The sequence below is a fragment of the Neorhizobium puerariae genome (genome assembly GCF_042429745.1).
Taxonomy (GTDB): Bacteria; Pseudomonadota; Alphaproteobacteria; order Rhizobiales; family Rhizobiaceae; genus Neorhizobium; species Neorhizobium puerariae.
Window position 1 is genome coordinate 94010 of sequence record NZ_JBHMAA010000018.1, and the last position, 21372, is coordinate 115381.

Consider the following 21372-nt stretch of genomic DNA (forward strand, 5'->3'; position numbering starts at 1 on the left):
CGTTCTCCTTGTCATTCTGATGGTGTTGAGGTCGCTCAAGGCGACGTAGAGGCCACCTCGGGCCTGATGCAGGCGGCGTAGTGCCCCTCCGCACGCTTCTCCAGTGCGGGGACAGCGGTGGCGCAGGCCGGAATTGCATGCATGCAACGCGTGCGGAACACACATCCGGACGGCGGGTTGACGGGGCTCGGCGGATCGCCTTTCAAAAGGATACGGTTCTTGCGCTGCTCGGCATCGAGACTTGGGGCGGAGGAGATCAGTGCGCGGGTATAGGGGTGCTGGGGATTGAGGAAGACCTCGCGCGCCGGCCCTTCCTCCATGATCCGGCCAAGATAGAGCACCACCACCCGGTCGCAGAGCGAACGTACCACCGCCAGGTCATGGCTGATGAACAGGATCGACAGTGAGCGCTTGCGGCCAAGATCGTGAAGAAGCCGGACGATCTGAGCTTGGATCGACACGTCGAGCGCCGAGACCGGCTCGTCCGCGACGATGAATTCCGGCTCCGTGGACAGCGCGCGCGCAATCGAGATGCGCTGGCGCTGGCCGCCGGAGAATTCATGCGGATGACGTCGTGCGGCCTCGGCCGGCAAGCCGACTTCTTCTAGAAACTGGCCCACGCGCCACTTGGTTTCGGACGCGTCCACCAGACCATGGATCTGCATCCCATCGGCGATCTGCGCGCCAATGCTGCGACGCGGATCGAGGCTGGAATAGGGGTCCTGAAAGATCATCTGCATCCGTCGGCGCATCCGCCTGAGCGCCGATCCGCGGGTCTTGCCGAGAGCAGCGCCATCGAAGGTGACGTCGCCACTGGTCGGCGGGATCAGGCCCATCAGCATGCGGCCGATCGTGCTCTTGCCGGACCCGCTTTCGCCCACAAGGCCGACTATTTCGCCGCGGCCGACCGACAGGGTAACGTCCGAAACGGCGCGCACGGTGACTGCCGAGCGGAACATGCTGCGGGCATAGAATTCCTTACCCAGTCCTTTCGCTGCGATCAGCGGTTCGGAAGCGGCCGTCACCGGAATTATGGTGTTCGAGGGTTCGGTCATGCGATTTCCCTCCAGCGGACGCAACGGGTGCTGTGGTCGCCGCCGATCGAAACGAGCGGCGGGTGGCCGGTGGCGCAGATTTCCGCTGCATAGGCGCAGCGGGCGCGGAAGGCGCAACCTGACGGGCGGGCGGCCGGAGGCGGCACGCGGCCGGGAATACCCTCGGGCAGATCATCGCCCTCAGGGCTCGAGGCAATCAGGGCTCGCGTATACGGATGCATCGGGCGGCGCAACACGGTGTGGGCCGAGCCTTCCTCGATGATCTCGCCGCTATACATGACGGCCACACGGTCGGCGATTTCCGAAACGACGGGTAGCGAATGCGCGATGAAGATCATCGCGATCCCCTCCTTCTCCTTCAGGTCACGCAGGAGATCAAGGACCTGCGCCTGAACGGTAACGTCCAGCGCCGTGGTCGGCTCGTCGGCGATCACCACGCTCGGGCGGTTGGAGATCGCCATGGCGATCATCACGCGCTGTCGCATGCCACCCGACATTTCATAAGGGAAGTTGCGCGCCCGTGCGACCGGATCAGGAATACCGACCAGCTTCAGTAGTTCGACGGCTTCAGCCTGGGCAGCCGCGTTCGACATCGGCCGATGGGCGAGGATCGCTTCGGTCAACTGGCGGCCCACGGTATGGACCGGGTTGAGCGACGACAGCGGGTCCTGGAAGACCATGGAAATAGCCGACCCGCGTAGCATCCGCAATTCAGGCTCCGGGAGGCTGAGCATATCCTGTCCTGCCAGCCGTGCGCTGCCACCCACGACCTGCACCGCCGGAGGAAGCAGGCCGGCAAGCGCCAGCGCCGTCAGGGATTTGCCCGACCCGCTTTCTCCGACGATGGCGAGCGTCTCGCCCTCCTTCACCGTCAGGTCAACGCCATAGACCAGGTTGACAGGTGGCTCGCCAGATCCGGCCAGCGCCAGATCCAGATTGCGGATCTCGACCAGATCGCCCGCCGCAGGTACCCTGGATGCGGCGCGGCGCGCCAGTGCCGCGGCAGTCTGCTTGAGCGGCGCCTTGGCAACCTGGTGAGGATCGAGCAGGTCGCGCAACCGGTCACAGACCGAATTGATCGTGAGAACCGCAAGGACCAGGGCGAGACAGGGCCAGACCAGCAGCATCGGCGCCATGTTCATGACACCGCGCGCATTGCCGATCATCGAACCCCAGGAGGGCGCCGGCGGCTGTACGCCGAGGCCCAGGAACGACAGGCCGGATTCCAGCATGATCGCCGAGGACGCTGTCAAACTCACCTGTACCAGAAGCGGCCCGGCGACATTCGGCAAGATCGTGCGGGTGAGGATGCGGAACTGCCGGGCGCCCAGCGTACCGACCGCCTCGACGAAGGCGTTCGGGCGGATCATCGCCGTCGAAACCTGGGCCACGCGCACGAAGCTTGGAATATAGACGAAGACCAGCACCGGGATCAGCGTCGAGAGGCCGGGGCCGAACAAGGTGACGACCAGCATGGCAACGAGCAGGTGGGGAAGACAGAGCACGACGTCGGTCGCGCGCATGATGATCGCCGAAATCCAGCCGCCGAAATAGCCGGCGACGATGCCGAGCGCGCCGCCGATCAGACAGGCGAGCACGGCGGTGGAGGCCGCGACCGCCAGCGAAATCCGTGCACCCCAGAGAAGACGCGACAGCATGTCCCTCCCATATTCGTCGGTGCCGAGCCAGTTCAAGGCGGATGGGCTCGCCATCCGCCTCACGATATTCATCGTCACCGGATTGGGCAGCGGCAGAAGCGGGGTGATCAGCGCGACGAGAACGATAATCCCGAAGGCGATGAAGGGAAGTGACTTTCTCATAACTGACGAATCCGGGGGTCGAGCCAACCGTAGCAAAGGTCGACGAGCAGGTTCAGCCCCACGAAGATCACCGAGATCACCAGGACACAGCCTTGCACCATCGGATAATCTCGGGAGTTCACCGCGTCGATCATCAATGTCGAGAGGCCGGGATAATTGAAGACATATTCGACCAGGACCGCCGAGCCGATCAGGATGCCGAGGTTCAGCGCGAAGGCCGCCAGCACCGGCATCAACGCGGTGCGCAGAACGTGATGGAACAGCACGCGGCGAGGCGACAGGCCCTTGGCGACGGCAGTCCGCACATAATCTCGCTGCATGACCTCGAGGCAGGTCGTCCGCATCATACGGAAAACAAGAGCAAAAAGCCCGATCGCCATGGTGACCGCCGGCATCAGGGCCAGACCGAAGTGGCGGATGGGATCTTCCGAGAACGGCACATAGCCGCCGGTCGGCAGCCATCGTAGCGTTGTGGCGAAGAGCAGCACCATCATCGAGCCGATCACGAAATTCGGAACCGAGACCGAAACTGCGGCCGCGGCTAAACCGACCCGATCCAGCAAGCCGCCGGCCCGGGTGGACGCATAAAGCCCCATGGGCGCCGCGACGACGAAGGAGATGACCGCGGCCAGAGCGACGAGCTCCAGGGTGCGCGGCAGGCGTAGCCCGATCTCCTTGGCAACAGACGCGCCGTCGCGCATGCTGACACCGAGATCGCCGCGCAGAAGAGCGGCGATATTATCGAGATACTGGAACACGAAAGGCCGGTCCAGACCGAGCTGTGCCCGTAACTGCGCCACCGAATTGGGGTCGACCGCCGCGCCGCTCTGCGACAGGAGAGCCAGTGCCGGGTCCCCCGGCACCAGCCGGAGCCCCAGGAACACAAGCGTCACGATCAGAAAGACAAGGAGGACCGAACTCCCCAGCCGTTTTAAAAACCACATCGAGAACCGGTCCTCCTTCTGCCTCAGCCTTCAAGCTTGGTCGTAAGAAGTGTCTTGCCGGAATAGTTTGTCAAAGCACCCGGCATGTTGGTGAAGCCCGTGACATTGGCCCGCATGCCATAGCTCTGGCGGCGCCAGGTCAGCGGAACGATCGGAACGTTTTCGATGACCAGCTTCTTGAACCTGGCATAGATTTCCTTCTGCTTCGCCGGATCGAATTCGCTGCGCCCCTCCTCCAGCGCCTCGTCGACGCCGGGGATCACCATATTCCAGCTGCGCAGGTTGGAAGGTGCAAGCTTGCTGGAATAACCGTCAGACATGCCGTCCGGATCGTTCGAGCTGAAGGCGAGGCCGCCGACGGCGATCTCGTATTCGCCCCGGTCGCCCATGCCGACACGGGTCGGCCAGTCGGGCAGTACCATTTCCGCTTCGATGCCAATCTCCGCCAGATGCTGCTGGACGACGAGGCCGGTGTCGCGGTGCATGGCATATTGCGCGGTGGACAGGATCTTCGTCTTGAAGCCATTGGGATAGCCGGCCTCGGCCAGCAGGGCCTTGGCCTTTTCCGGGTCGTAGTTGAATACGTGGTCTTCCGCGGGATCGTAGATCGGCGAGTTGGACGGGATCGGCAGGCTTTCCAGCGGCCCGCCCTGGCCGAAGAAGACCGCATCCACGACCTCCTGGCGACGGATCGCATGGGCAATGGCGCGACGAACGCGAGGATCGTTGAACGGCTTCACATCCGCGTTGAACACCAGATACATGAACTGGCCGCTGTCGACGTGATCCATCTTGACGGCCGGTTCTTTCGACAGGCGGTCCATGGCGCTCCAGGCGACGAATTCGATCACATCGACCTCGCCGGCTTCCAGTGCTGAAACGCGAAGATTTTCGTCCGCATAGGCGACGAAACGGACGCCCTTGTTTACCGGGAGGCCGGCTTCGTAGTAGTCGCTATAGGGCTCGACCTCCATCGCCACGCCGCGCTCGTCCTTGGAGAACTTGAACGGACCAGCGCCGATGCCTGGAACGGTGTCGGTGATCGAGTCCTTCTTCACCATCTGGAAGTAGGTGGAGGCGAAGGTCAGCGGCAGGGTACGGATCGGCTTGGCGGTCGTCAGCCGGATCGTCTTGTCGTCGACAACCTCGATATTGGAAATAGTGCGCATTTGCGCCGCCATGACGGCCGTCGACTTCGGCGCCGCAGCGGTCTCGATGTTCCAGCGTATGTCCTCGGCCGTGACAGGGCTACCGTCATGCCAGGTGGCGGTGCGCAGCTTGAACAGCCACTTGCCTTCACCTTCGTAATTCCAGCTTTCGGCGAGCTCCCCCTTGAGATTGCCCTTGGCATCATAGCCCAGAAGCGAGCGGTGGATGGCGAATTTCACCGTCGCGGCCGCCGTCCCGGCGTGAAGCCAGGGATGGATATTGGCCGGGTAGGTGGAGAGGCCGAAGATGATCTTCCTGTCTGCGGGCTGTGCCAGAGCTGCGGCCACGTTCAGGAACGGCATGGCGGCTGCACCCAAGAGAATGGAGCGGCGAGTAATGTTCATCGGAATCCCCTTTTTTCTTTCAGCTCTTCGCTTGCGTTTCAGATCTATCGCGGGCCTCCCGGCTCGGCGGTCGGCCTGCGCCGTACAGTCAGCCGGCCCAGCCATATGCGGCACGCGCCGCCGTTTCCGAGATACGTTCCTCGGCCAGGTCGCGGGATACCGCCTCGGCGCTCCGAGCGGACGGATCTCCGTAGCCGCCGGCACCGGCGGTTCGAACCTCGATGACCGTGCCGGATTTGAAGAAACCGTATTCGCCATTGAAGGTCACGCCCGTCGCGTCGATACTGGCGGACGAACCCTTGCCGGCGCCATGAACACCCCAGGGCTGCGAGAGCACGCGGGTGATGTCCATTCGGCCATGGCAGTCTTCCAAGACCTTATAAACGCGTCGAATGCCCATGCCGCCACGGTATCTGCCGGTGCCGCCGGAGTCCTTCACCAGCTCGTAGCGGGTCAGCATGATCGGGTATTCGATCTCGAGCGCCTCGACCGGCAGGTTCGACGTATTGGTCATATGGACATGAACGCCGTCGAGACCGTCTTTGTTGAAGCGCGCCCCCGAGCCGCCGCCGATGGTTTCGTTATAGCCCCACATCCGCCCGTCAGCGCCCTGGCCCAGGAACTGGACCGCCGGAACGCCGCCGTTGCCTGCGGCGGTAACCTTGTCCGGAACCGCCTGGATCAATGCGCCATGGATGATATCGACGACGCGCTGCGCCGGGCCGATGCGACCATCGACGGCGGCCGGCGACATGCAATGCAGGATCGTACCCTTGGGCGCGGTGACATACAAAGGCCGCGACAGGCCGGCATTCGGCAGGATCGACGGATCGACTACGGATTTCACCGCGTAATAGACCGTCGCCAGAAGTGCGGTATAGTTCATGTTCATGGCCGCGCGCACCTGCGGCGGGCTTTCGAAATGCAGGTGCATTTCATCGCCCTTCACGGTGATCTCGGTCTTGAACAACAGGCTTTCACCACGCGAACCGGGGCTGTCGAACGTATCCTCGAAACTGTAGACGCCGTCGGGGATGGCGCGGATGCCGGCGCGCATCTTACGTTCGGCATAGTCCTGCAGCGCCTTGCCGGCGCGCAGCACGGTAGAGAGGCCATACTTGCCGCATAACGCCTGGACGCGCTGCACGCCCATGCGGTTCGCCGCGAGCTGGGCACGGAAGTCCGGCAGACGCTCGTGCGGCAGCTGGCAGTTCAGAAGGATCAGATCCTGCACGTCCTGCACCAGATTGCCTGCGGCATAGAGCCGGATCGGCGGGATACGGATGCCTTCCTGGAAGATGTGGTCATGGCCGCGATCGAGGAAGTCCGAATGATGCGCGGTATTGACCGCCCACATGACCGGCTTGCCGTCGAAGAAGATCGGCTCTGCCAGAACGATGTCCGGCAGGTGGGTGCCGCCACCGACATAGGCGTCGTTGCCGACGAACACGTCGCCCGGACGAAGCGTACCGACCGGATAGCGTTCCATGATGCACGGGATCATTTCCATGAAGGACCCCAGGTGCATCGGGATGTGCTCGGCCTGGCAGAGCGTCGTGCCCTCCATGTCGAACAGCGCGGTGGAGCTGTCGCGGCGTTCCTTGATGTTCGTGGAGTATGAGGCCCGGACCAGGGCTTCGCCCATCTCCTCGACGATCGAGGAGAGGGCAGAGCCGATCACCTCTACGGTGATGGGGCTGATCGTCGCCTCGGTTACGGCTACAGTTGCGTCTTGGATGGGCTTGTTCATTGCGTGACCTCGATGATGAGGTTGAGATGAGGTTCGACGCGGGCGACCATGCCGGGCGGGATGACCGTGGTAGCGTCGAGCTGTTCGATGATCGCCGGGCCTGCCACGTGGTTGCCGGCCTTGAGCGACGAACGTTCGTATATCTTCGTCTCGACGAAGTCGTTAGCCTCGCTCATCCAGACCTTGCGACTACCCATGACGGCAGCGGAAGCATCGGGACCTTCCTCCGGATAGGCCGGGAATTCGGCCTTGCGGACGCCGCCCGTCGCCTCGACACGCAGCGTGACGATCTGGATCGGTTCGCCTTCCGATACGAATCCATAGGAACGAAGATGCTCGGCGCTGAACGCCTCGAGGAGCGCAGCGATAGTTTCACCGGTGATCGGACCAGCCGGCAGCGGGATCGCCAGTTCGTAGTTCTGGCCGACATAACGCAGGTCGACGCTGCGGCCGATACCCTGCTTGTCCTTGGCAACATGCTCTCGCTCGAACCACCCGTGGCATTGTGCATCGAGTTCGGCAAAGCCACTGGTCAACACCTGCAGCGACTTTTCGTCGAGCGGGCTGAGGCTGGTGGCGGAGAAATTGGTCTTCAGGTCCGTCAGAAGCAGGCCCATCGCACAGAGAATGCCCGGATGGCGCGGGATCACCACCCGCTTCATGTCGAGTTCCTTGGCCAGACGGCAGGCATGCAGCGGGCCGGCGCCGCCGAAGGCGATGAGCGCGTAGTCGCGCGGGTCATGGCCACGCTGAACCGAAATCACGCGGATCGCGCGGGCCATGTTGGCGGTGACGACGGAAAGAATGCCTTCCGCCGTTGCGGTCATGTCGAGGCCGAGCCGCTCGGCTAGCTTTGCGATCGCGGCCTCAGACAGCTCCTGGTTGATCTTCAGCCGCCCGGCCAGAAGATATTCCGGGTTCAGGGTCTGGAGCACGACGTTGGCGTCGGTGACGACCGGTTCCTCATTGCCGAGACCATAGCAGACCGGGCCTGGATTGGCGCCCGCCGAACGGGGGCCGACCTTCAGGTGACCGCCATTATCGATATAGGCGATCGAACCGCCGCCGGCGCCCACCGTGTGGATGTCGAGCATCGGCGCCTTGATCGGATAGCCCTCGACCAGCGCTTCGCCCGAGAGACGGCACTTGCCGCCTTCGAGAAGCGCCACGTCCGAAGACGTGCCGCCCATGTCGAAGGTGATGAGGTTCTCGATGCCGATCAGCTTGCCGATTTCCTGCGCGGCGACGACACCGGTCGCAGGGCCGGAGAGAATAGTGCGGACCGGCAAGGCCGCAGCCTGGTCGAGGCTGATCACGCCACCGTTGGACTGGGTCAGATGCGCCGGAACCGCGACGCCCAGATCGGTCAGGCGCTCTGCCAGGCGGTTGATGTAGGTGCGCATGATCGGGCCGAGATAGACGTTGACCACCGTGGTCGTCATCCGCTCGAATTCACGGAATTCCGGAGCGACCTCGTGCGAGACCGTATGGAAACCATCCGGGAATTCCTCGTTGAGGATGCGCCGGGCGATCTTCTCATGCCGGGTGTGCATGAAGCCATACAGGAAGCACACGGCGATGGACTTGATACCGCCATCGCGCATCTGCCGGATAATGTGACGCAGTTCATCCTCGTCCAGCGCGGTCTCGACTTCGCCGTCGTGGCGCATGCGCTCGGACACGTCCTTGCGCCAGTTGCGCGGCACGAGGATTTCAGGCTTGTCAATCTGGACGTCGTAGAGGCTCGGACGCTTCTGGCGGCCGATTTCCAGAAGGTCACGGAAACCTTCGGTGGTGATCAGGCCGGTCGGCGCGCCCTTGTGCTGCAGCAGCGCATTGGTGCCGACCGTCGTGCCGTGACCAAGATAACCGACATCGGCGATCGTCGCATCCGAATTGCGGATGCCCTGCTCAATGCCTGCGGAGATGGCTTCGGAAGGATCATGCGGAGTGGAAGGAACCTTCCAGATCTCCATCCGCTCGGTTGCATCATCGAACAGGCAGACGTCCGTGAACGTTCCGCCAGAATCTACGCCGATCCGCCATGCCATGTAAAATTTCCACCTTGTCGTGCGCCACTGACCGGACCTGCCCCGCCTGTGGTCTGAGTGATCGCGAGTGCCGCGCCCCAGTTCCTGAAGAGCTGTCTTGCGGCGTCTCGCGAATAAGTCTAATTTATGGAAGTAATACAAATCCGACTTTCATCTCGTGTCAAGCGGGGTGAAAGGCGCATATGAGCTATTTGCCGTGCAGAAAGGGCAAAAATGTCGAACGACAGCGAAAAGATCGTTATCTATCATGGGGATGACAGAGCAGAAATTTTTCTGGCAGGGGCCGAAATTAAGAGCTGGAAGCACTCGGGAAAAGAGTTGATGTGGCCCGGAGACCCGCAATGGTGGTCAGGTTCGGCGCCGATCCTGTTCCCGGTCTGCGGCTCTCCCAAGGATGGCAAGATCCGCATCGACGGCGTCGAGCGCGAGATGACGACCCATGGATTTGCCCTCACTTCAACGTTCTCGGTAGCCGCGCAGACCGCCGACCGCGTCGTTCTGGAACTGGTAAACGACGCAACGACCGAGGCGGCCTACCCCTATCCATTCAGGCTCGCGGTGACAGTCCGTCTGACTGACGCAGGGCTGCGCCAATCGGTCGACGTGACCAATACCGGCGATCGGCCCATGCCCTATTCCACCGGCATCCATCCCGCGTTCGTCTTTGCCGACGGCCTTGGCGAAGTCGTTTTCGACCGGGACGAGGCAAGCGAAATCCCGCTTGTCCAGAACAAGATGTTTACCGGTCGCAGCAAACCGTCAGGCATCGTGGATCGCCGGGTTGGCATCGATACGCGAGACAGCTTCAAGCTCGGCGCACTGTGCTTCTTCGATGCCAACAGCGATGGCCTTGAATTCCGCGATAGCGCCGGCCGCGGCATGCGGGTCCGCGTCGGCGGTTTTCCACATCTCATCCTCTGGGCCGCCCAGGGTGCCGCGTTCCTGTCTATCGAGGCCTGGACAGGCCACGGCGATGCTGAAGGTTTCAAAGGGAGCTTCGACGAGCGACCCTCCACACGCTTCGTGGCGCCGGGCGAGACGCACAGCTATTTCGGTGAATTCTCGCCTCTCTGACCGAGGATGCCGGGGCGGACGGCCATCTGCCCCTGGCTTCCCAGCACCGAGAAATCCGGCACCGTGGACTGCAGGATCACCAGCGCGGCCGCGCCCCGTGCTGGAGAGGTACGCCCGATCGCCGCCTTCATCAGCCGTGTTTCAGCCATGCCGAGCCCTGAGCGGACGCTGGCTGGAAGCGGCAGAAGGCGCTCGATCAGCGCGTCGAGTATTTCGCCCGGGATGATGCCGCCGAGAACGACCTGGTCGAGATCCAGCGTATTCTCGATCGAGACAATGGCGCTTCTCAGGTGTCCGGCAGCCTGATCGAGCCAGTCCATCGCGATAGGATTGCCCTCGCGGACGGCGTGAGACAGGAGGCCGGGATCGAGCCTCCCCTCCCCGAACGCCTTGCCGGTCAATGCCGCCTGCAATGCTTGCAGGGAAGCGTAGCGCTCAAGGCAACCCCGGTTGCCGCACCCGCAGGGGATGCCGTTTTCGACCACGACCATGTGGCCGATCTCGCCCGCGCGCCCGGTGCCGCCGCGATAGGGAAGGCCGGCAAAAACCATGCCCGCGCCGATGCCCGCGCCGAAATAGACATAAAGGAAGTTCTGTATGCCCCGTCCCGTACCGCTCAGCCGTTCGCTCAGCGCCGCGGCGCTGCGGTCGCTGTCAGTCAGCACGGGCAGGCTCGTCAGTTCCGTAAGTTCCTGGATGAAGGGGCGATCTTGCCACATACCGCGCCACGGATGCTCGCTGACGAGCGTGCTGAACTGGCCGGACTCTGTCAGCCCAGGCATCACCAAACCCATGCCGAGCATACGCTCGCGCGGCACGTCGGCCTGGTCGAGCAGTTCCTGATAATGGGCCGCAACCTTCGGCAGCACGTCTGCGGGGTCCATCGAACTGATGGCCTCGTCGATCAGTGCGACTTCTTCGCCGGCCAGGTCGCACAATACCGATATCATCCGCCCGCCCGCCAGCGCCACTCCAAGCGCATAACGTGCCTTCGGGTTGATTCGCAGATCGAGCGGTGGCTGCCCCCTGCCCGTGACGGGACGCCGCTCCTCGCGCAACAGATCTGCCTTGAGCAGCACTTCAACGATGTTCGATACGGTTTGCGCCGCAAGCCCGGTTCGCCGGACGATATCGGCACGCGACAGGACCTCGTGCGTTCGCACGAGGTCCATGACCACGTACAGATTGTAGCTGGGATTATCGCCCGTATCGCTGCGTTTGCGTGCCAAATGAGGCCCTTACTTGATGGTTTACATCAAGAGTTATTTCCCGGCGGCCTTGGCGTAAATACTCTTTGATCCGGAAATGCGATAAAGCTCCGGGTAGCGAGGCTGGTCAGGATCGAGACCGCGCGCGCGCGCCAGCTTTTCCGCCAGCAATTGTAATGGAATCGCGCCGACCAGGGGCTCGAACGGGCCGACGCCCGCCGTGTCCAGCACGAGATCCCATTTCAGGTCGTGGCAGGCCGCCGCGGCCTGGCCGTCGGCGATCGCGACGACAGGAACATTGACCGTATCGATGACGCGGCGCAGATCCCCTATGCGGTTCGCCTTGCTCATGATCCCCGCCACGAAGACGATCCCCGCCCCCTCGCCGATGGCGTGGAACTGGCCGTGCATCATCTCTTCCAGTTCCTTGCCGATGACCGGCAGCTTGGCAACTTCGAGAATCTTCAGCCCGCCCTCGACCGCGGCCGGTGCCATGCGACCGGAGCCGACGGTCCAGATGGCTTTCGCCTCCTTCAGCCGCATGACCCAGTCATCGATCGCAATATCGGTCGCTGCAAGCGTGGCGACGATCTTGTCGAGAAGGGCTTCTGTTGGCGCCCGCCAATCGTCATCTGCAAGGGCAAGGGCAACAATACCGACCGCGACGGTCGTGGTGATGAAGCCCTTGGTCTTGCCCGGCGTGTTCTCCGGCCCGGTTCGGCTGTCGAGCGTGATGTCGGCCGCCTGCGCCAGCGGCGATTCCGGAAAAGCGGTGCAGGCGATGGACAAGGCTCCGCGTGCGCGGGCGACAGACAGCGCCTCGACCAAAACATTGGTCGCGCCCGTTTGGGAAATCGCGATCACCAGCGTGTCGGGGCCGATATAGAGGCTTTCCACCTGTTCACGGAATTGCAGGGCACCGATGGCCTCGGCGTCGATACCGAGCGCCTCCTCCCAGATGCGCGCAGCGATCTCCGAGGCAAAAAGCGATGTTCCCGAACCCGAGATCCAGATCTTGCGCAGCTTGCGACCCACGAGTGCAGCGCGGACCGGCTCAACCGCCGGAGGCGCGTCGATCAGGCGCCCCAGGGCCTCGGGGGTTTCACGGATATAACCGTCCAGCCTCGACATGATTGACTCCTTGCTTCAAGGCGGCATCACGGCCGCCGGTATCGGTGTACAGAAAGGGTAAGGAAGCCGCACCCAGCAGCCCGGCCTGATAGCCGCCATAAGCCGGGACTATCGGAGCCAGCGCTTCCGCGGCGGGATAGAGCGCCATGAGCCTGACGGTCTGGTCCAATATGTCGATCATGGGCGCATTGTTCATCAGCATGCCGCCCATGCAGGCCACAGCCGACGGGTTGAACGCATTGATCAGGTTGGTGAGTGCAAGGGCCAGAAGCTGGTAGGCGATCGGCACATCCTTCAGCGCCTCATGCGATGCAATCGCGATCTGCTCGCCGCGGCGACTTCTGTGAATCAGGTCTTCAAGGCACCCGGATCGTCCGCAACTGCAGCGCAAGTCCAAGTCACCACAGACGACCATGTGGCCGATCTCTCCGGCCGTGCCGCTCGCCCCGACATGCAGCCTCCCGTCAAGGACATAGCCAGCGGCAATGCCGGTGCCAGCATTGAACATGATGAAATCGCGGTGCTTTCGTCCCAGGCCGAACTTCAGTTCGCCAAGCGTCGCAGCATGAACGTCGTTCTCGATCCAGGCGGATAGGCCGCTCCGGTTCCGCAGAACACCGGTAATATCGAGGTCGGCCAACCCCAGCGTGATCGACCGTACCAACTTACCGGCCCGCGGATCAATCGCGCCCTTCATCCCGATACCAATGCCTGCGACCGCCAAACCCAACCCTCGAGCCTCGGCTTGCGCATCCGCGACCAGAGCTTCCATGTCCGACAGAAGATGCGAGGCCCTCGTCTCCGCTTGGCGAACTGTCAGAATGCTTCCGTCCGCCTTGACGATCCCGCAGAGGAGCTTCGTTCCTCCGACGTCGATGCCAATCGAGGATAGTCCTTCGTTCATGCACTGAGGCTCTGATTTCTACCTATACCGGACGCTCAGCATCCCCATTAGCCAATTTATTCCAATATATAGATTTATTGTCAAGCCAACTTTGCCATCATATTTTGAAAGGTATCTATTGCGGAAAGGTCTGGAACATCCTCTCAAATTCATTTAAGTGGTCCCTCCTGATGCGCGGTGCCGATCGATCTGGATATTCTACGCCAGCAAGATCCTTCTGCCGCTTCAAGCGAGCGACACGATGATTCCGCTTCTGGAAGACACGCCCTCCCACTCGCCATTCGGAGCTTGTTATCTTTGCCTTTTCCGAAGCCGTTGGAGGTTCGAAAGCAGGGAGCGCATTAACTTCGAGCTTTCGACTTCCATATCTTTGGAGCGTTTCCATACGATGCGGCCGGCAAGTCGGATGCAGGTCATCAGGTTGGCCATCGCCAATGGAAGGAAGTGGGCTACCGGCTGTGAACCGAGCCGGGCGTCACATGGTCGGGTATCGGGCAGGTATATGCCTGCCCTTCGGTCTTGTCCGCCCATTCCGCCTTGGCCGCGGCCAAAAGTCCGGGTGTCGTCATCAACGAGAGCCCTGTTGTCGCAAGCGCCTTTGCAGCATGCGCCATCGCCTTGTGAGCGGCTGCGCTTTTTCCCTGGGCGACAACCTGCCAGGTGTGGGGGTTGGTGCCAATTGCCCAGGCCGGCGTCCAGCATTGCGCCGTCGGCGTCACCCAGCTGACGTCACCGACATCCGTTGAACCTGCGCGGAAATGCGAATGGCCCTCGAATTCACGCAGGCCGAGATGCAGTGGTATCGATCCGTCGATCTTCGCATTGGAAAATACATCGCCCCTGATCTGATAAAGCCGGATGCTGCTCCTGATCGCCTCGTCGGTAAAGGTTTGCTGGATCGACCGGGCGAAGGCGAGATCCGCCTCGTCGAAGGCGATCGGGCCGAGCGCTGCCATGTTCTCATGCATGGCGGCTTCGAGCGTGATGTTGGGCAGGAGATTGGTCGAGGCGGTGTCGAAGACGATCTCGACCTCCGTCTCCGTCATCATGGCAGCGCCGCGCGCCACTTTCTCGACGCGTTTGGCAAGGTCGAGCGCCTGCGGCATTTCCGGAGCACGGATCAGATACAACACCTCAGCATTGGCCTGTACGACGTTTGCCGCCTTGCCGCCCGTATCGGTGATCGCATAATGGACACGGCAGTCCTGCGGCATATGCTCTCGCAGGAAATTGACACCGATATTCATCAATTCGACGGCATCAAGCGCCGAGCGGCCGAGATGAGCGGCATTCGAGGCATGGGCGGCGACGCCCTTGAAACGGTAATAATATTCGATGACTGCAAGATTATTGGTCGATCGAACGCCGTTGAACGGCGCGGGGTGCCAAGTCAGGGCCGCATCCACGTCGCCGAACAAACCGTCGCGCACCATGAAGGTCTTGCCTGAGCCCCCCTCCTCGCCAGGGCAGCCATAATAGCGGACGGTGCCCTGCAGATTATTCGCCTTCATGTATCGGGCGAGCGCAATGGCTGCCATCAGTGATCCGACACCGAGCAGGTTATGGCCGCAGCCATGCCCGGTGGCGCCTTCGACCAGGGCCTGGTGCTTGGCGGTGTCCGCAGCCTGGCTCATTCCGGCCAGCGCATCGAATTCGCCCAGAAAGGCGATGACCGGCTTGCCGGAACCGAAGTCGCCGATGAAGGCCGTCTCCATGCCCGCTACGCCGCGCCGAAGGAGAAAACCGTTCTCCTCAAGCGTCTGGGCCAGGAGTTCCGATGAGCGTTTCTCCTCGAACTTCAGCTCGGCGAATTCCCAGATACTGTCGCTCAGCGTCGTGAATTCCGGCTTCATCGCTTCGATCGCCGCGGCAATCGATTGCACTGCCTCGTGGTTCATCGCTCTTCCTCTTATCGTGTCGGCGCCATTCAGGGCGCAAGAAGCCTCTCGCCGCCAGGGCGCCGGCCTCTCCGCGAAAATTGAGTTGCCCGCGCCGCGGTCCGACGGCGGCGCGGGCAAGGACTTCAGTCGACCGATACTTCCCAGAGGCGGGCGTTCGATTGCCAGACCGGCTGACCTTTCAGCTTTTTCGTGGCACCCCAGACATCGACCATGTCGTAGAGGAAGATGCCGGGCATCTCCTTCAACATCAACTCGTGGAACTCGTCGAAGATCTTCTGCCGCTTCGCCTGGTCGGCCTCGACATAGGCAGCTTTCATCAGTTCGATCGCCTTTGGATCATCCCACATCAGCGAGGCGTTCTTGTCCTTGTCGCCAACATAGAAGGAATACATCAGGGCCGGGTCGAGGCGCGGCGCAACAGATTGCGAGATGATCTGATAGTTGCCCGACCGGCGGCGATCGACCTGGGTCGCGTAGTCGAGGACCTCGATCTGGACGTTGAGACCGACCTGCTGCAGCATCGCCTGCGCCATCACAGCGGCCGGGAAGCTCGGCACGTTGCCGCGCTTGTTGGCGATGATCGAGATCGGCTCGCCATTGTAGCCGGCCGCGGCAAGCTCCTTCCTGGCAGCCTCCAGGTCAAAAGGCAGGCGCTGCTTCTGGGCCGCGTCGAAATAGACGGAATCCTGCGACACCATCGACCCATTCGCTTCGCCGGTTCCGTTGGATGCGGCGGCCACCAGTTCGTCGAGATCGAGAGCCATCGCCATGGCGCGGCGAATGTGCAGATTGCCGAGCACCTTGTCGCGTGTCTGGATGTAGAACAGGTTCTTGCCATTGTTCCGTGCGATGATGAGTTGCATCTTCGGGTTCGACTTGAACTCCGGAATGAGATCCGGCGAGAGTTCCGCCGTGTCGAGCACGCCCGATTCCAGGCCGGCCTTTACGGTCGATGGATCGGGAATGACCATGAACTTGATACCATCGGCGAGCGGTCGCTTGGAGCCGACCATGCCGTCAGGTTTGCCGCCATTGGCCGGCGAAACGTAGTCGGCGAATTTCTTCAGGTGGATATACTCGCCCTTCTTCCATTCGTCCCACATGAACGGGCCGGTGCCGATCGGCTTGGTGAAACTGCCGTCTGCAGCAACGGATTCAGGCGAGATCATGCCCGTATACCCGCATTCAGGACGCGACGTCAGGCCGAGGAAAACGGCCGAGGGCTTTTCGAGCTTGATTTCGACAGTCGATGCGTCGACCGCCTTCACCCCGGTGACATGCGCTGCGCCGCCTTCGGCGAAGTCCGACAGGCAGGCCCACTTCGTCTCGGGCTTCAGATAGCGTGTCCAGTTCCACACCACATCGTCTGCTATGAGCGGCTTGCCATTGTGGAATTTGACGTCGCTCCGAAGCTTGAACGTGTAGGTGAGCCCGTCCGCCGAGGTATCGACGCTCCTGGCGATCAGCGGCTTCACTTCACCGCTGTTGTTATAGCCCACAAGGCCTTCTACGATGTGCAGGATCACGCCATCGGTATTGCCGTCACGGTTGACACCCGGATTGGCGCTGCGCAGATCGGAACTTTGCGCAATCGTGATGTCACGTGCAGCAGTGCCACTGGCAAGAGCCAGCACGGCGACGCCTGCGAGAAGAAATCTTTTCATTGTTCTACCCTCTTGTCTGTTGTTGATCGTTATTGGAAAAAGCCGTCCCAGCAGGCGCGCGAAAGCCGGCCGATAGTCTCCAGTGACATTGTGTAACCGGGGGTCCCGTCCGGCATGACCTGCGGAACCTCGTCGGTATAGGCGGAGATGATGTAGAAGGGCCTGCCGTCGCGGTAGACGATGCCGGCGTTCATACGGCCGCGCTTGCCTGTTCCGCCCTTGTGCGCCACCACTGTGCCGAATGGCAGGCGCGAGGGAATGGCATAGCGCAGGATCTGGTTCTTCAATGTCTGCAACGCATATGCGCAGAGTTCGGCCGAGGTGCCGAGCCGTTCCTGCACGGCTGGGGACGTCTGCGCATCAAGGATCATCTGCAGAAGCATCGTCTGGTCGCGCGCTGTGGTCGTCGTTACCGACTTCAGCGCGTGGTCCGGCGACAGGGCCAGCGGCGGGATGAGAAAACGATGATGGGTGCCGACAAGGCCGATCGACTTGCAGTAACCATCGACCTCCTCCAGCGTCAGCCGTTCGAACACCATCTTGGTGCAGACGTTGTCGCTCAGCACCATCATGCCGGTGATCGCGTCGCGCAGGGAGATCACGATACCGGGCGTCAGGTAACGGAACATGCCGCTCGCCACTTCCTCGGCGAGGCGGGCCTCATAGGTGATCGGCTCGTTGAGGTCGAGCCGTCCTTCATGCACGGCCTTCAGCGCCGCCATCATGATCGATGTCTTGCGGGTGCTGGCCGAAGGGGTTTCCTCATCGGCGCCGCGTTCGATGGTCTCGCCGGTCTTCAGGTTGCGAACCGAAAATCGTGTCACGAAGGGCTGGGCGTCACAGATTTCCGCCAGCCGTTCGGCGATCACGTCGGAATTCGAAAGCGTGTCCACGTTACGTCTCCAGGCGCCATTTGAGAGTCACGCCGCCCTTGTCGTTCTGATCGAGGGCGGGAATGGCCGAGAGAAGCCGGCGCGTATAGGCTTCCTTCGGATGATCAAAAACCGTGTCGCGGTCCCCTTCCTCGATGATCCTGCCGTCCTGCATGACGACAACACGATCGGCGACCTGCTCGACGACGCCGAGATCATGGCTGATGAACAGGCAGGAAAAGCCGTGCCGCTTCTGCAATTCGGAGAAGAGCTCAAGCACCTGCGCCCTGACGGTGACGTCGAGCGCGGAGACCGGTTCATCGGCGATCAGAAAACGGGGCCGCCGCGCCACCGCCCGGGCAATCGCCACGCGCTGCCGCTGGCCGCCGGAAAGCTCGTGCGGGTAGCGATCGGCATAGGCGGCGCCCAGGCCGACTTCCTCGAGCGTCTCCAGCGCGCGCTTGCGTTTGGCTGCGGCGTCAAGTCCGGGGACCAGCCGCAATGCTTCTTCGACCAGGGACAGGATAGTCATGCGCGGATCGAGGGAGGAATACGGGTCCTGGAAGACCATCTGGCAATTGAGCCGGAAGCCGGCCCAGTCTTCATTGCGCGACTGGCCGCGAAACCGGATCTGACCGCCGCTTTCCTTGACGAGACCCGCGATCGTACGCCCGAATGTCGTCTTGCCGGAACCGGAGCCGCCGACAAGCGCAACAACCTCTCCTTCGTGGATGTCGATGCTGACACCGTGCAGGGCACGCTTCAGCTTACCCTTCTTGAGCAGCGACTTGCGACCGGGATAATCGACCACGATATTGCGCGCCGACACCATCGGCACCCCGCTCGCATCGATCGCCCGCGCGGCATTCCGGAACGGCAGGGAAGACAGGAGTTTTCTGGTATAGGGATGCTGAGGCGCATCGAGCAAATCTTCCGTCCGGCCCTGCTCGACGATCGCGCCCTTTTCCATCACCATGATACGGCTCGTATAGCGCGCCACCATCGGCAGGTCGTGGCTGATCAGCAGGACCGCGGTGCCCTCGGCCCGCGTCAGGTCCACCATCAGTTCCATGACGTCGCGCTGGATCACGGCATCGAGCGCGGTCGTGGGTTCGTCGGCGATCAGCAGGGCCGGCTTCAAGAGCATGACCGAGGCGAGCATGATGCGCTGCCGCATGCCGCCGGAAAACTCATGCGGGTAGGCTGCCAGCGCACCGCCCGGATCGCGGATGCCGACACGATGCAACATGTCGAGGATGCGCTCGCGGCGCTCCTCCGGCGCAAGCTTCATATGGAGGATCAGGCCTTCTTCCAGCTGCCTGCCGATCGTCATCGACGGGTTGAGAGAGGTCATCGGCTCCTGAAACACCACGCCGATCTCGGCTCCGCGTAGACGGCGAAGCTCGCGATCCGACATGGACATGACTTCCCTGCCCTTGTAGGCGACCGACCCGCCGGCAACGCGGATCGCCGGCGGCAGAAGCGAGATCAGCGCGCGGGTCGCCAATGTCTTGCCGGAACCGCTTTCGCCCACGATGCCGAATATCTCGCCGGCTACGATGCCGAAGCTGATATCGTTGACCACCTTGTGACCGGTTCTTGCAACTTCGAGCGAGAGGTTGCGAACGCTGAGCATGGTATCCGTCGTCATTTCAGGCCCCTCATGCGCGGATCGAGCTTGTCGCGAAGCGCATCGCCCAGAAGATTGATGCCGAGCAACGTCAGGGCGATGCAGAGGCCGGGGAAAAGACCGAGCCAGACGGCCTGCTGAATGAGCGGACGACCGGCGGCAAGCATGTTGCCCCAGGTCGGCGCCGGTGGCGGCACGCCGAGCCCAAGAAAGGAGAGAGCACTTTCCGACAGGATGGCCCAGCCGAACATCGAGGTCGCAAGGACGGTGATCGGCGCCAGGCAGTTCGGCAGGATATGTCGGAACATCGTGTAGAGTTCGCCATTGCCCATCACCCGCGAGGCTTCGATGAATTCGCGTTCGCGCAGCGACAGAACCGTACCGCGCACGACGCGTGCCATGGATGGCGTATAGGCGATGCCGAGCGCGAAAATGATGCCATACTGGTTGGCGCCGAAGACCGCGAGCAGGCCAAGGGCAAGAAGGATGCCCGGAAAGGCGAGAAGCGCATTGTTGATCGCCATGATCACGCCATCGACCCAGCCACGCGCATAGCCGCTGACGAGGCCGATCATCGTGCCGCACAGCGTCGTGAAACAGACCGTCAGGAAGCCGATCCAGACGCTCGCCCGGGCGCCGACCATGAGCCGGCTCAAAACGTCGCGCCCGAACTCGTCCGTTCCGAGCAGATGCTGGGCGCTCGGGGCGGCGAGCCTTGCCGTGAAGGAGAGCTTCATCGGATCGAAGGGCGTCCAGAAGAGGCCGATCGCGGCGGTAATCAGAAGGATGGCGATCAGGATGCCGCCGACCAATCCATTAAGAGTGAACGTCTTCATTCGGCAACCACCCGGGGATCGAACAGGGGATAGAGCAGATCGACCACCAGATTGACCAGCACATAGGAAAGGGAAACGAAGAGCAGGCAGCCCTGAATGACCGGATAGTCGCGAGCGAATATGCTGTCGACCATCAGCCGGCCAAGACCGGGAATCGTGAACACCGTCTCGATGACGGCAATGCCGCCGAGCAGATTGCCGAGGATCAGGCCGATCATCGTCCAGGTCGGGCCAAAGGCGTTCTTGAACGTGTGGTGCCACAGGACGGCACTTTCAGACAGCCCCTTGGCGCGTGCGTGGGTGATGTAATCGAGACGCAGTACCTCGAGCGTGGAGGCACGCGCCATGCGGATCAGCACGCCCATTTCGTGAATGACCAGCGTCATGACCGGCAGGGCCAGATAGAGCAGTCCGCCAACCAGATCGTCTCCGACCGAAACGTAGCCGAGGACCGGCAGCCAGCCGAGCGTCAGGCCGAAGAACAGGAGGAGCAACAGCCCCAGCCAGAATGTGGGGATCGACAGGAGGATAGTCGCGCCACCGACGAGCGCCAGATCCGTCAGGCTGTTTTGCCGCCATGCAGCGATCACGCCTGCCGGCACGGCGATGAGGCTCGCCAGGAGCACGGCGACGACGACGATCTCGGCGCTGACCAGAAAACGCGACGCGACCAGTGGCAGGACCGCTTCCCCGTTCACGATCGACGTTCCGAAGTCTCCATGCAGGACATTGCCGGCCCAGATGAGGAATTGCTGCGGCAGCGACCGGTCGAGACCGAGCTCGGTGCGCATCGCGGCGATCTGATCGGGCTGCGCCATGTCGCCCAGCATCAGGGCGGCCGGATCGCCCGGAATGAAGCGGATCAGTGCAAAAACCGTCACGGAGACGAGCACGATCGTCGGAAGCGCCATCACCAGACGGCTCAGGATGAATCTCAGCATGGTTTCCCCACGATTGGCAGCCGCTTTTCCGTCGGCTC

General features: G+C 62.2%; 16 protein-coding genes. 1 reads left to right on the forward strand and 15 read right to left on the reverse strand.

Annotated features, from left to right (window positions below; all coding sequences use genetic code 11):
• Positions 1-35: 35 nt before the first annotated feature.
• The 6 genes from ACFFP0_RS17115 to ACFFP0_RS17140 all read right to left on the reverse strand — a co-directional run bounded on the left by ACFFP0_RS17115 (position 36) and on the right by ACFFP0_RS17140 (position 9173).
• Complete coding sequence (locus ACFFP0_RS17115; protein WP_377263148.1) at positions 36-1055, reverse strand: ABC transporter ATP-binding protein; 1020 nt, start codon at positions 1053-1055, stop codon at positions 36-38.
• Entirely contained in the window at positions 1052-2875 is a 1824-nt protein-coding gene (locus ACFFP0_RS17120) for a dipeptide/oligopeptide/nickel ABC transporter permease/ATP-binding protein (RefSeq protein WP_377263150.1), read from the reverse strand. The genes ACFFP0_RS17115 and ACFFP0_RS17120 overlap by 4 nt, the downstream gene beginning before the upstream one ends.
• Positions 2872-3819 carry an ABC transporter permease gene (locus ACFFP0_RS17125; RefSeq protein WP_377263152.1) on the reverse strand — a complete coding sequence of 316 codons (948 nt, stop codon included), beginning with the start codon at positions 3817-3819 and terminating at the stop codon, positions 2872-2874. The genes ACFFP0_RS17120 and ACFFP0_RS17125 overlap by 4 nt, the downstream gene beginning before the upstream one ends.
• Before the next feature lie 23 nt (positions 3820-3842).
• Positions 3843-5372: an ABC transporter substrate-binding protein gene (locus tag ACFFP0_RS17130; protein WP_377263154.1), complete on the reverse strand. Its 1530-nt coding sequence runs from the start codon at positions 5370-5372 to the stop codon at positions 3843-3845.
• A gap of 88 nt (positions 5373-5460) precedes the next feature.
• Complete coding sequence (locus ACFFP0_RS17135) at positions 5461-7122, reverse strand: hydantoinase B/oxoprolinase family protein (protein ID WP_377263156.1); 1662 nt, start codon at positions 7120-7122, stop codon at positions 5461-5463.
• Positions 7119-9173: a hydantoinase/oxoprolinase family protein gene (locus tag ACFFP0_RS17140; RefSeq protein WP_377263158.1), complete on the reverse strand. Its 2055-nt coding sequence runs from the start codon at positions 9171-9173 to the stop codon at positions 7119-7121. The genes ACFFP0_RS17135 and ACFFP0_RS17140 overlap by 4 nt, the downstream gene beginning before the upstream one ends.
• Positions 9174-9386: 213 nt before the next feature.
• Here ACFFP0_RS17140 and ACFFP0_RS17145 point away from each other — a divergent pair, with 213 nt between their 5' ends.
• Positions 9387-10247 carry an aldose epimerase family protein gene (locus ACFFP0_RS17145; RefSeq protein ID WP_377263160.1) on the forward strand — a complete coding sequence of 287 codons (861 nt, stop codon included), beginning with the start codon at positions 9387-9389 and terminating at the stop codon, positions 10245-10247.
• Here the strand turns inward: ACFFP0_RS17145 and ACFFP0_RS17150 are convergent.
• The 9 genes from ACFFP0_RS17150 to ACFFP0_RS17190 form a co-directional block, all read right to left on the reverse strand.
• Positions 10220-11476, reverse strand: coding sequence for an ROK family transcriptional regulator (locus ACFFP0_RS17150; RefSeq protein ID WP_377263162.1), 1257 nt, complete (start codon positions 11474-11476; stop codon positions 10220-10222). The genes ACFFP0_RS17145 and ACFFP0_RS17150 overlap by 28 nt on opposite strands.
• A 33-nt stretch (positions 11477-11509) precedes the next feature.
• A complete protein-coding gene (locus tag ACFFP0_RS17155) occupies positions 11510-12586 on the reverse strand; it encodes an SIS domain-containing protein (protein WP_377263164.1) in 1077 nt (358 codons plus the stop codon).
• The gene (locus ACFFP0_RS17160; protein ID WP_377263166.1) at positions 12558-13490 is read right to left on the reverse strand and encodes an ROK family protein; all 933 of its coding nucleotides are present in this window, start codon (positions 13488-13490) and stop codon (positions 12558-12560) included. The genes ACFFP0_RS17155 and ACFFP0_RS17160 overlap by 29 nt, the downstream gene beginning before the upstream one ends.
• 449 nt (positions 13491-13939) lie before the next feature.
• Complete coding sequence (locus ACFFP0_RS17165) at positions 13940-15388, reverse strand: M20 family metallopeptidase (RefSeq protein WP_377263168.1); 1449 nt, start codon at positions 15386-15388, stop codon at positions 13940-13942.
• Positions 15389-15513: 125 nt separating this feature from the next.
• Positions 15514-17055, reverse strand: coding sequence for an ABC transporter substrate-binding protein (locus tag ACFFP0_RS17170; protein ID WP_377263170.1), 1542 nt, complete (start codon positions 17053-17055; stop codon positions 15514-15516).
• A gap of 29 nt (positions 17056-17084) precedes the next feature.
• Positions 17085-17948, reverse strand: coding sequence for a serine hydrolase (locus ACFFP0_RS17175; protein ID WP_377263172.1), 864 nt, complete (start codon positions 17946-17948; stop codon positions 17085-17087).
• 1 nt (position 17949) lies between these two features.
• Complete coding sequence (locus ACFFP0_RS17180; protein ID WP_377263174.1) at positions 17950-19578, reverse strand: dipeptide ABC transporter ATP-binding protein; 1629 nt, start codon at positions 19576-19578, stop codon at positions 17950-17952.
• On the reverse strand, positions 19575-20393 hold the full coding sequence (locus ACFFP0_RS17185) for an ABC transporter permease (RefSeq protein WP_377263176.1): 819 nt from the start codon (positions 20391-20393) through the stop codon (positions 19575-19577). The genes ACFFP0_RS17180 and ACFFP0_RS17185 overlap by 4 nt, the downstream gene beginning before the upstream one ends.
• Positions 20390-21334: an ABC transporter permease gene (locus ACFFP0_RS17190; protein WP_377263178.1), complete on the reverse strand. Its 945-nt coding sequence runs from the start codon at positions 21332-21334 to the stop codon at positions 20390-20392. Before ACFFP0_RS17190 ends, ACFFP0_RS17185 begins: the two co-directional genes overlap by 4 nt.
• Positions 21335-21372: the final 38 nt, after the last annotated feature.

Coding starts and splice junctions, on each gene's coding strand:
- ACFFP0_RS17120 (WP_377263150.1), bottom strand. CDS start 2,875: ATGAGAAAGTCACTTCCCTTCATCGCCTTCGGGATTATCGTTCTCGTC.
- ACFFP0_RS17190 (WP_377263178.1), bottom strand. CDS start 21,334: ATGCTGAGATTCATCCTGAGCCGTCTGGTGATGGCGCTTCCGACGATC.
- ACFFP0_RS17165 (WP_377263168.1), bottom strand. CDS start 15,388: ATGAACCACGAGGCAGTGCAATCGATTGCCGCGGCGATCGAAGCGATG.
- ACFFP0_RS17180 (WP_377263174.1), bottom strand. CDS start 19,578: ATGACGACGGATACCATGCTCAGCGTTCGCAACCTCTCGCTCGAAGTT.
- ACFFP0_RS17170 (WP_377263170.1), bottom strand. CDS start 17,055: ATGAAAAGATTTCTTCTCGCAGGCGTCGCCGTGCTGGCTCTTGCCAGT.
- ACFFP0_RS17125 (WP_377263152.1), bottom strand. CDS start 3,819: ATGTGGTTTTTAAAACGGCTGGGGAGTTCGGTCCTCCTTGTCTTTCTG.
- ACFFP0_RS17135 (WP_377263156.1), bottom strand. CDS start 7,122: ATGAACAAGCCCATCCAAGACGCAACTGTAGCCGTAACCGAGGCGACG.
- ACFFP0_RS17130 (WP_377263154.1), bottom strand. CDS start 5,372: ATGAACATTACTCGCCGCTCCATTCTCTTGGGTGCAGCCGCCATGCCG.
- ACFFP0_RS17115 (WP_377263148.1), bottom strand. CDS start 1,055: ATGACCGAACCCTCGAACACCATAATTCCGGTGACGGCCGCTTCCGAA.
- ACFFP0_RS17155 (WP_377263164.1), bottom strand. CDS start 12,586: ATGTCGAGGCTGGACGGTTATATCCGTGAAACCCCCGAGGCCCTGGGG.
- ACFFP0_RS17140 (WP_377263158.1), bottom strand. CDS start 9,173: ATGGCATGGCGGATCGGCGTAGATTCTGGCGGAACGTTCACGGACGTC.
- ACFFP0_RS17160 (WP_377263166.1), bottom strand. CDS start 13,490: ATGAACGAAGGACTATCCTCGATTGGCATCGACGTCGGAGGAACGAAG.
- ACFFP0_RS17145 (WP_377263160.1), top strand. CDS start 9,387: ATGTCGAACGACAGCGAAAAGATCGTTATCTATCATGGGGATGACAGA.
- ACFFP0_RS17185 (WP_377263176.1), bottom strand. CDS start 20,393: ATGAAGACGTTCACTCTTAATGGATTGGTCGGCGGCATCCTGATCGCC.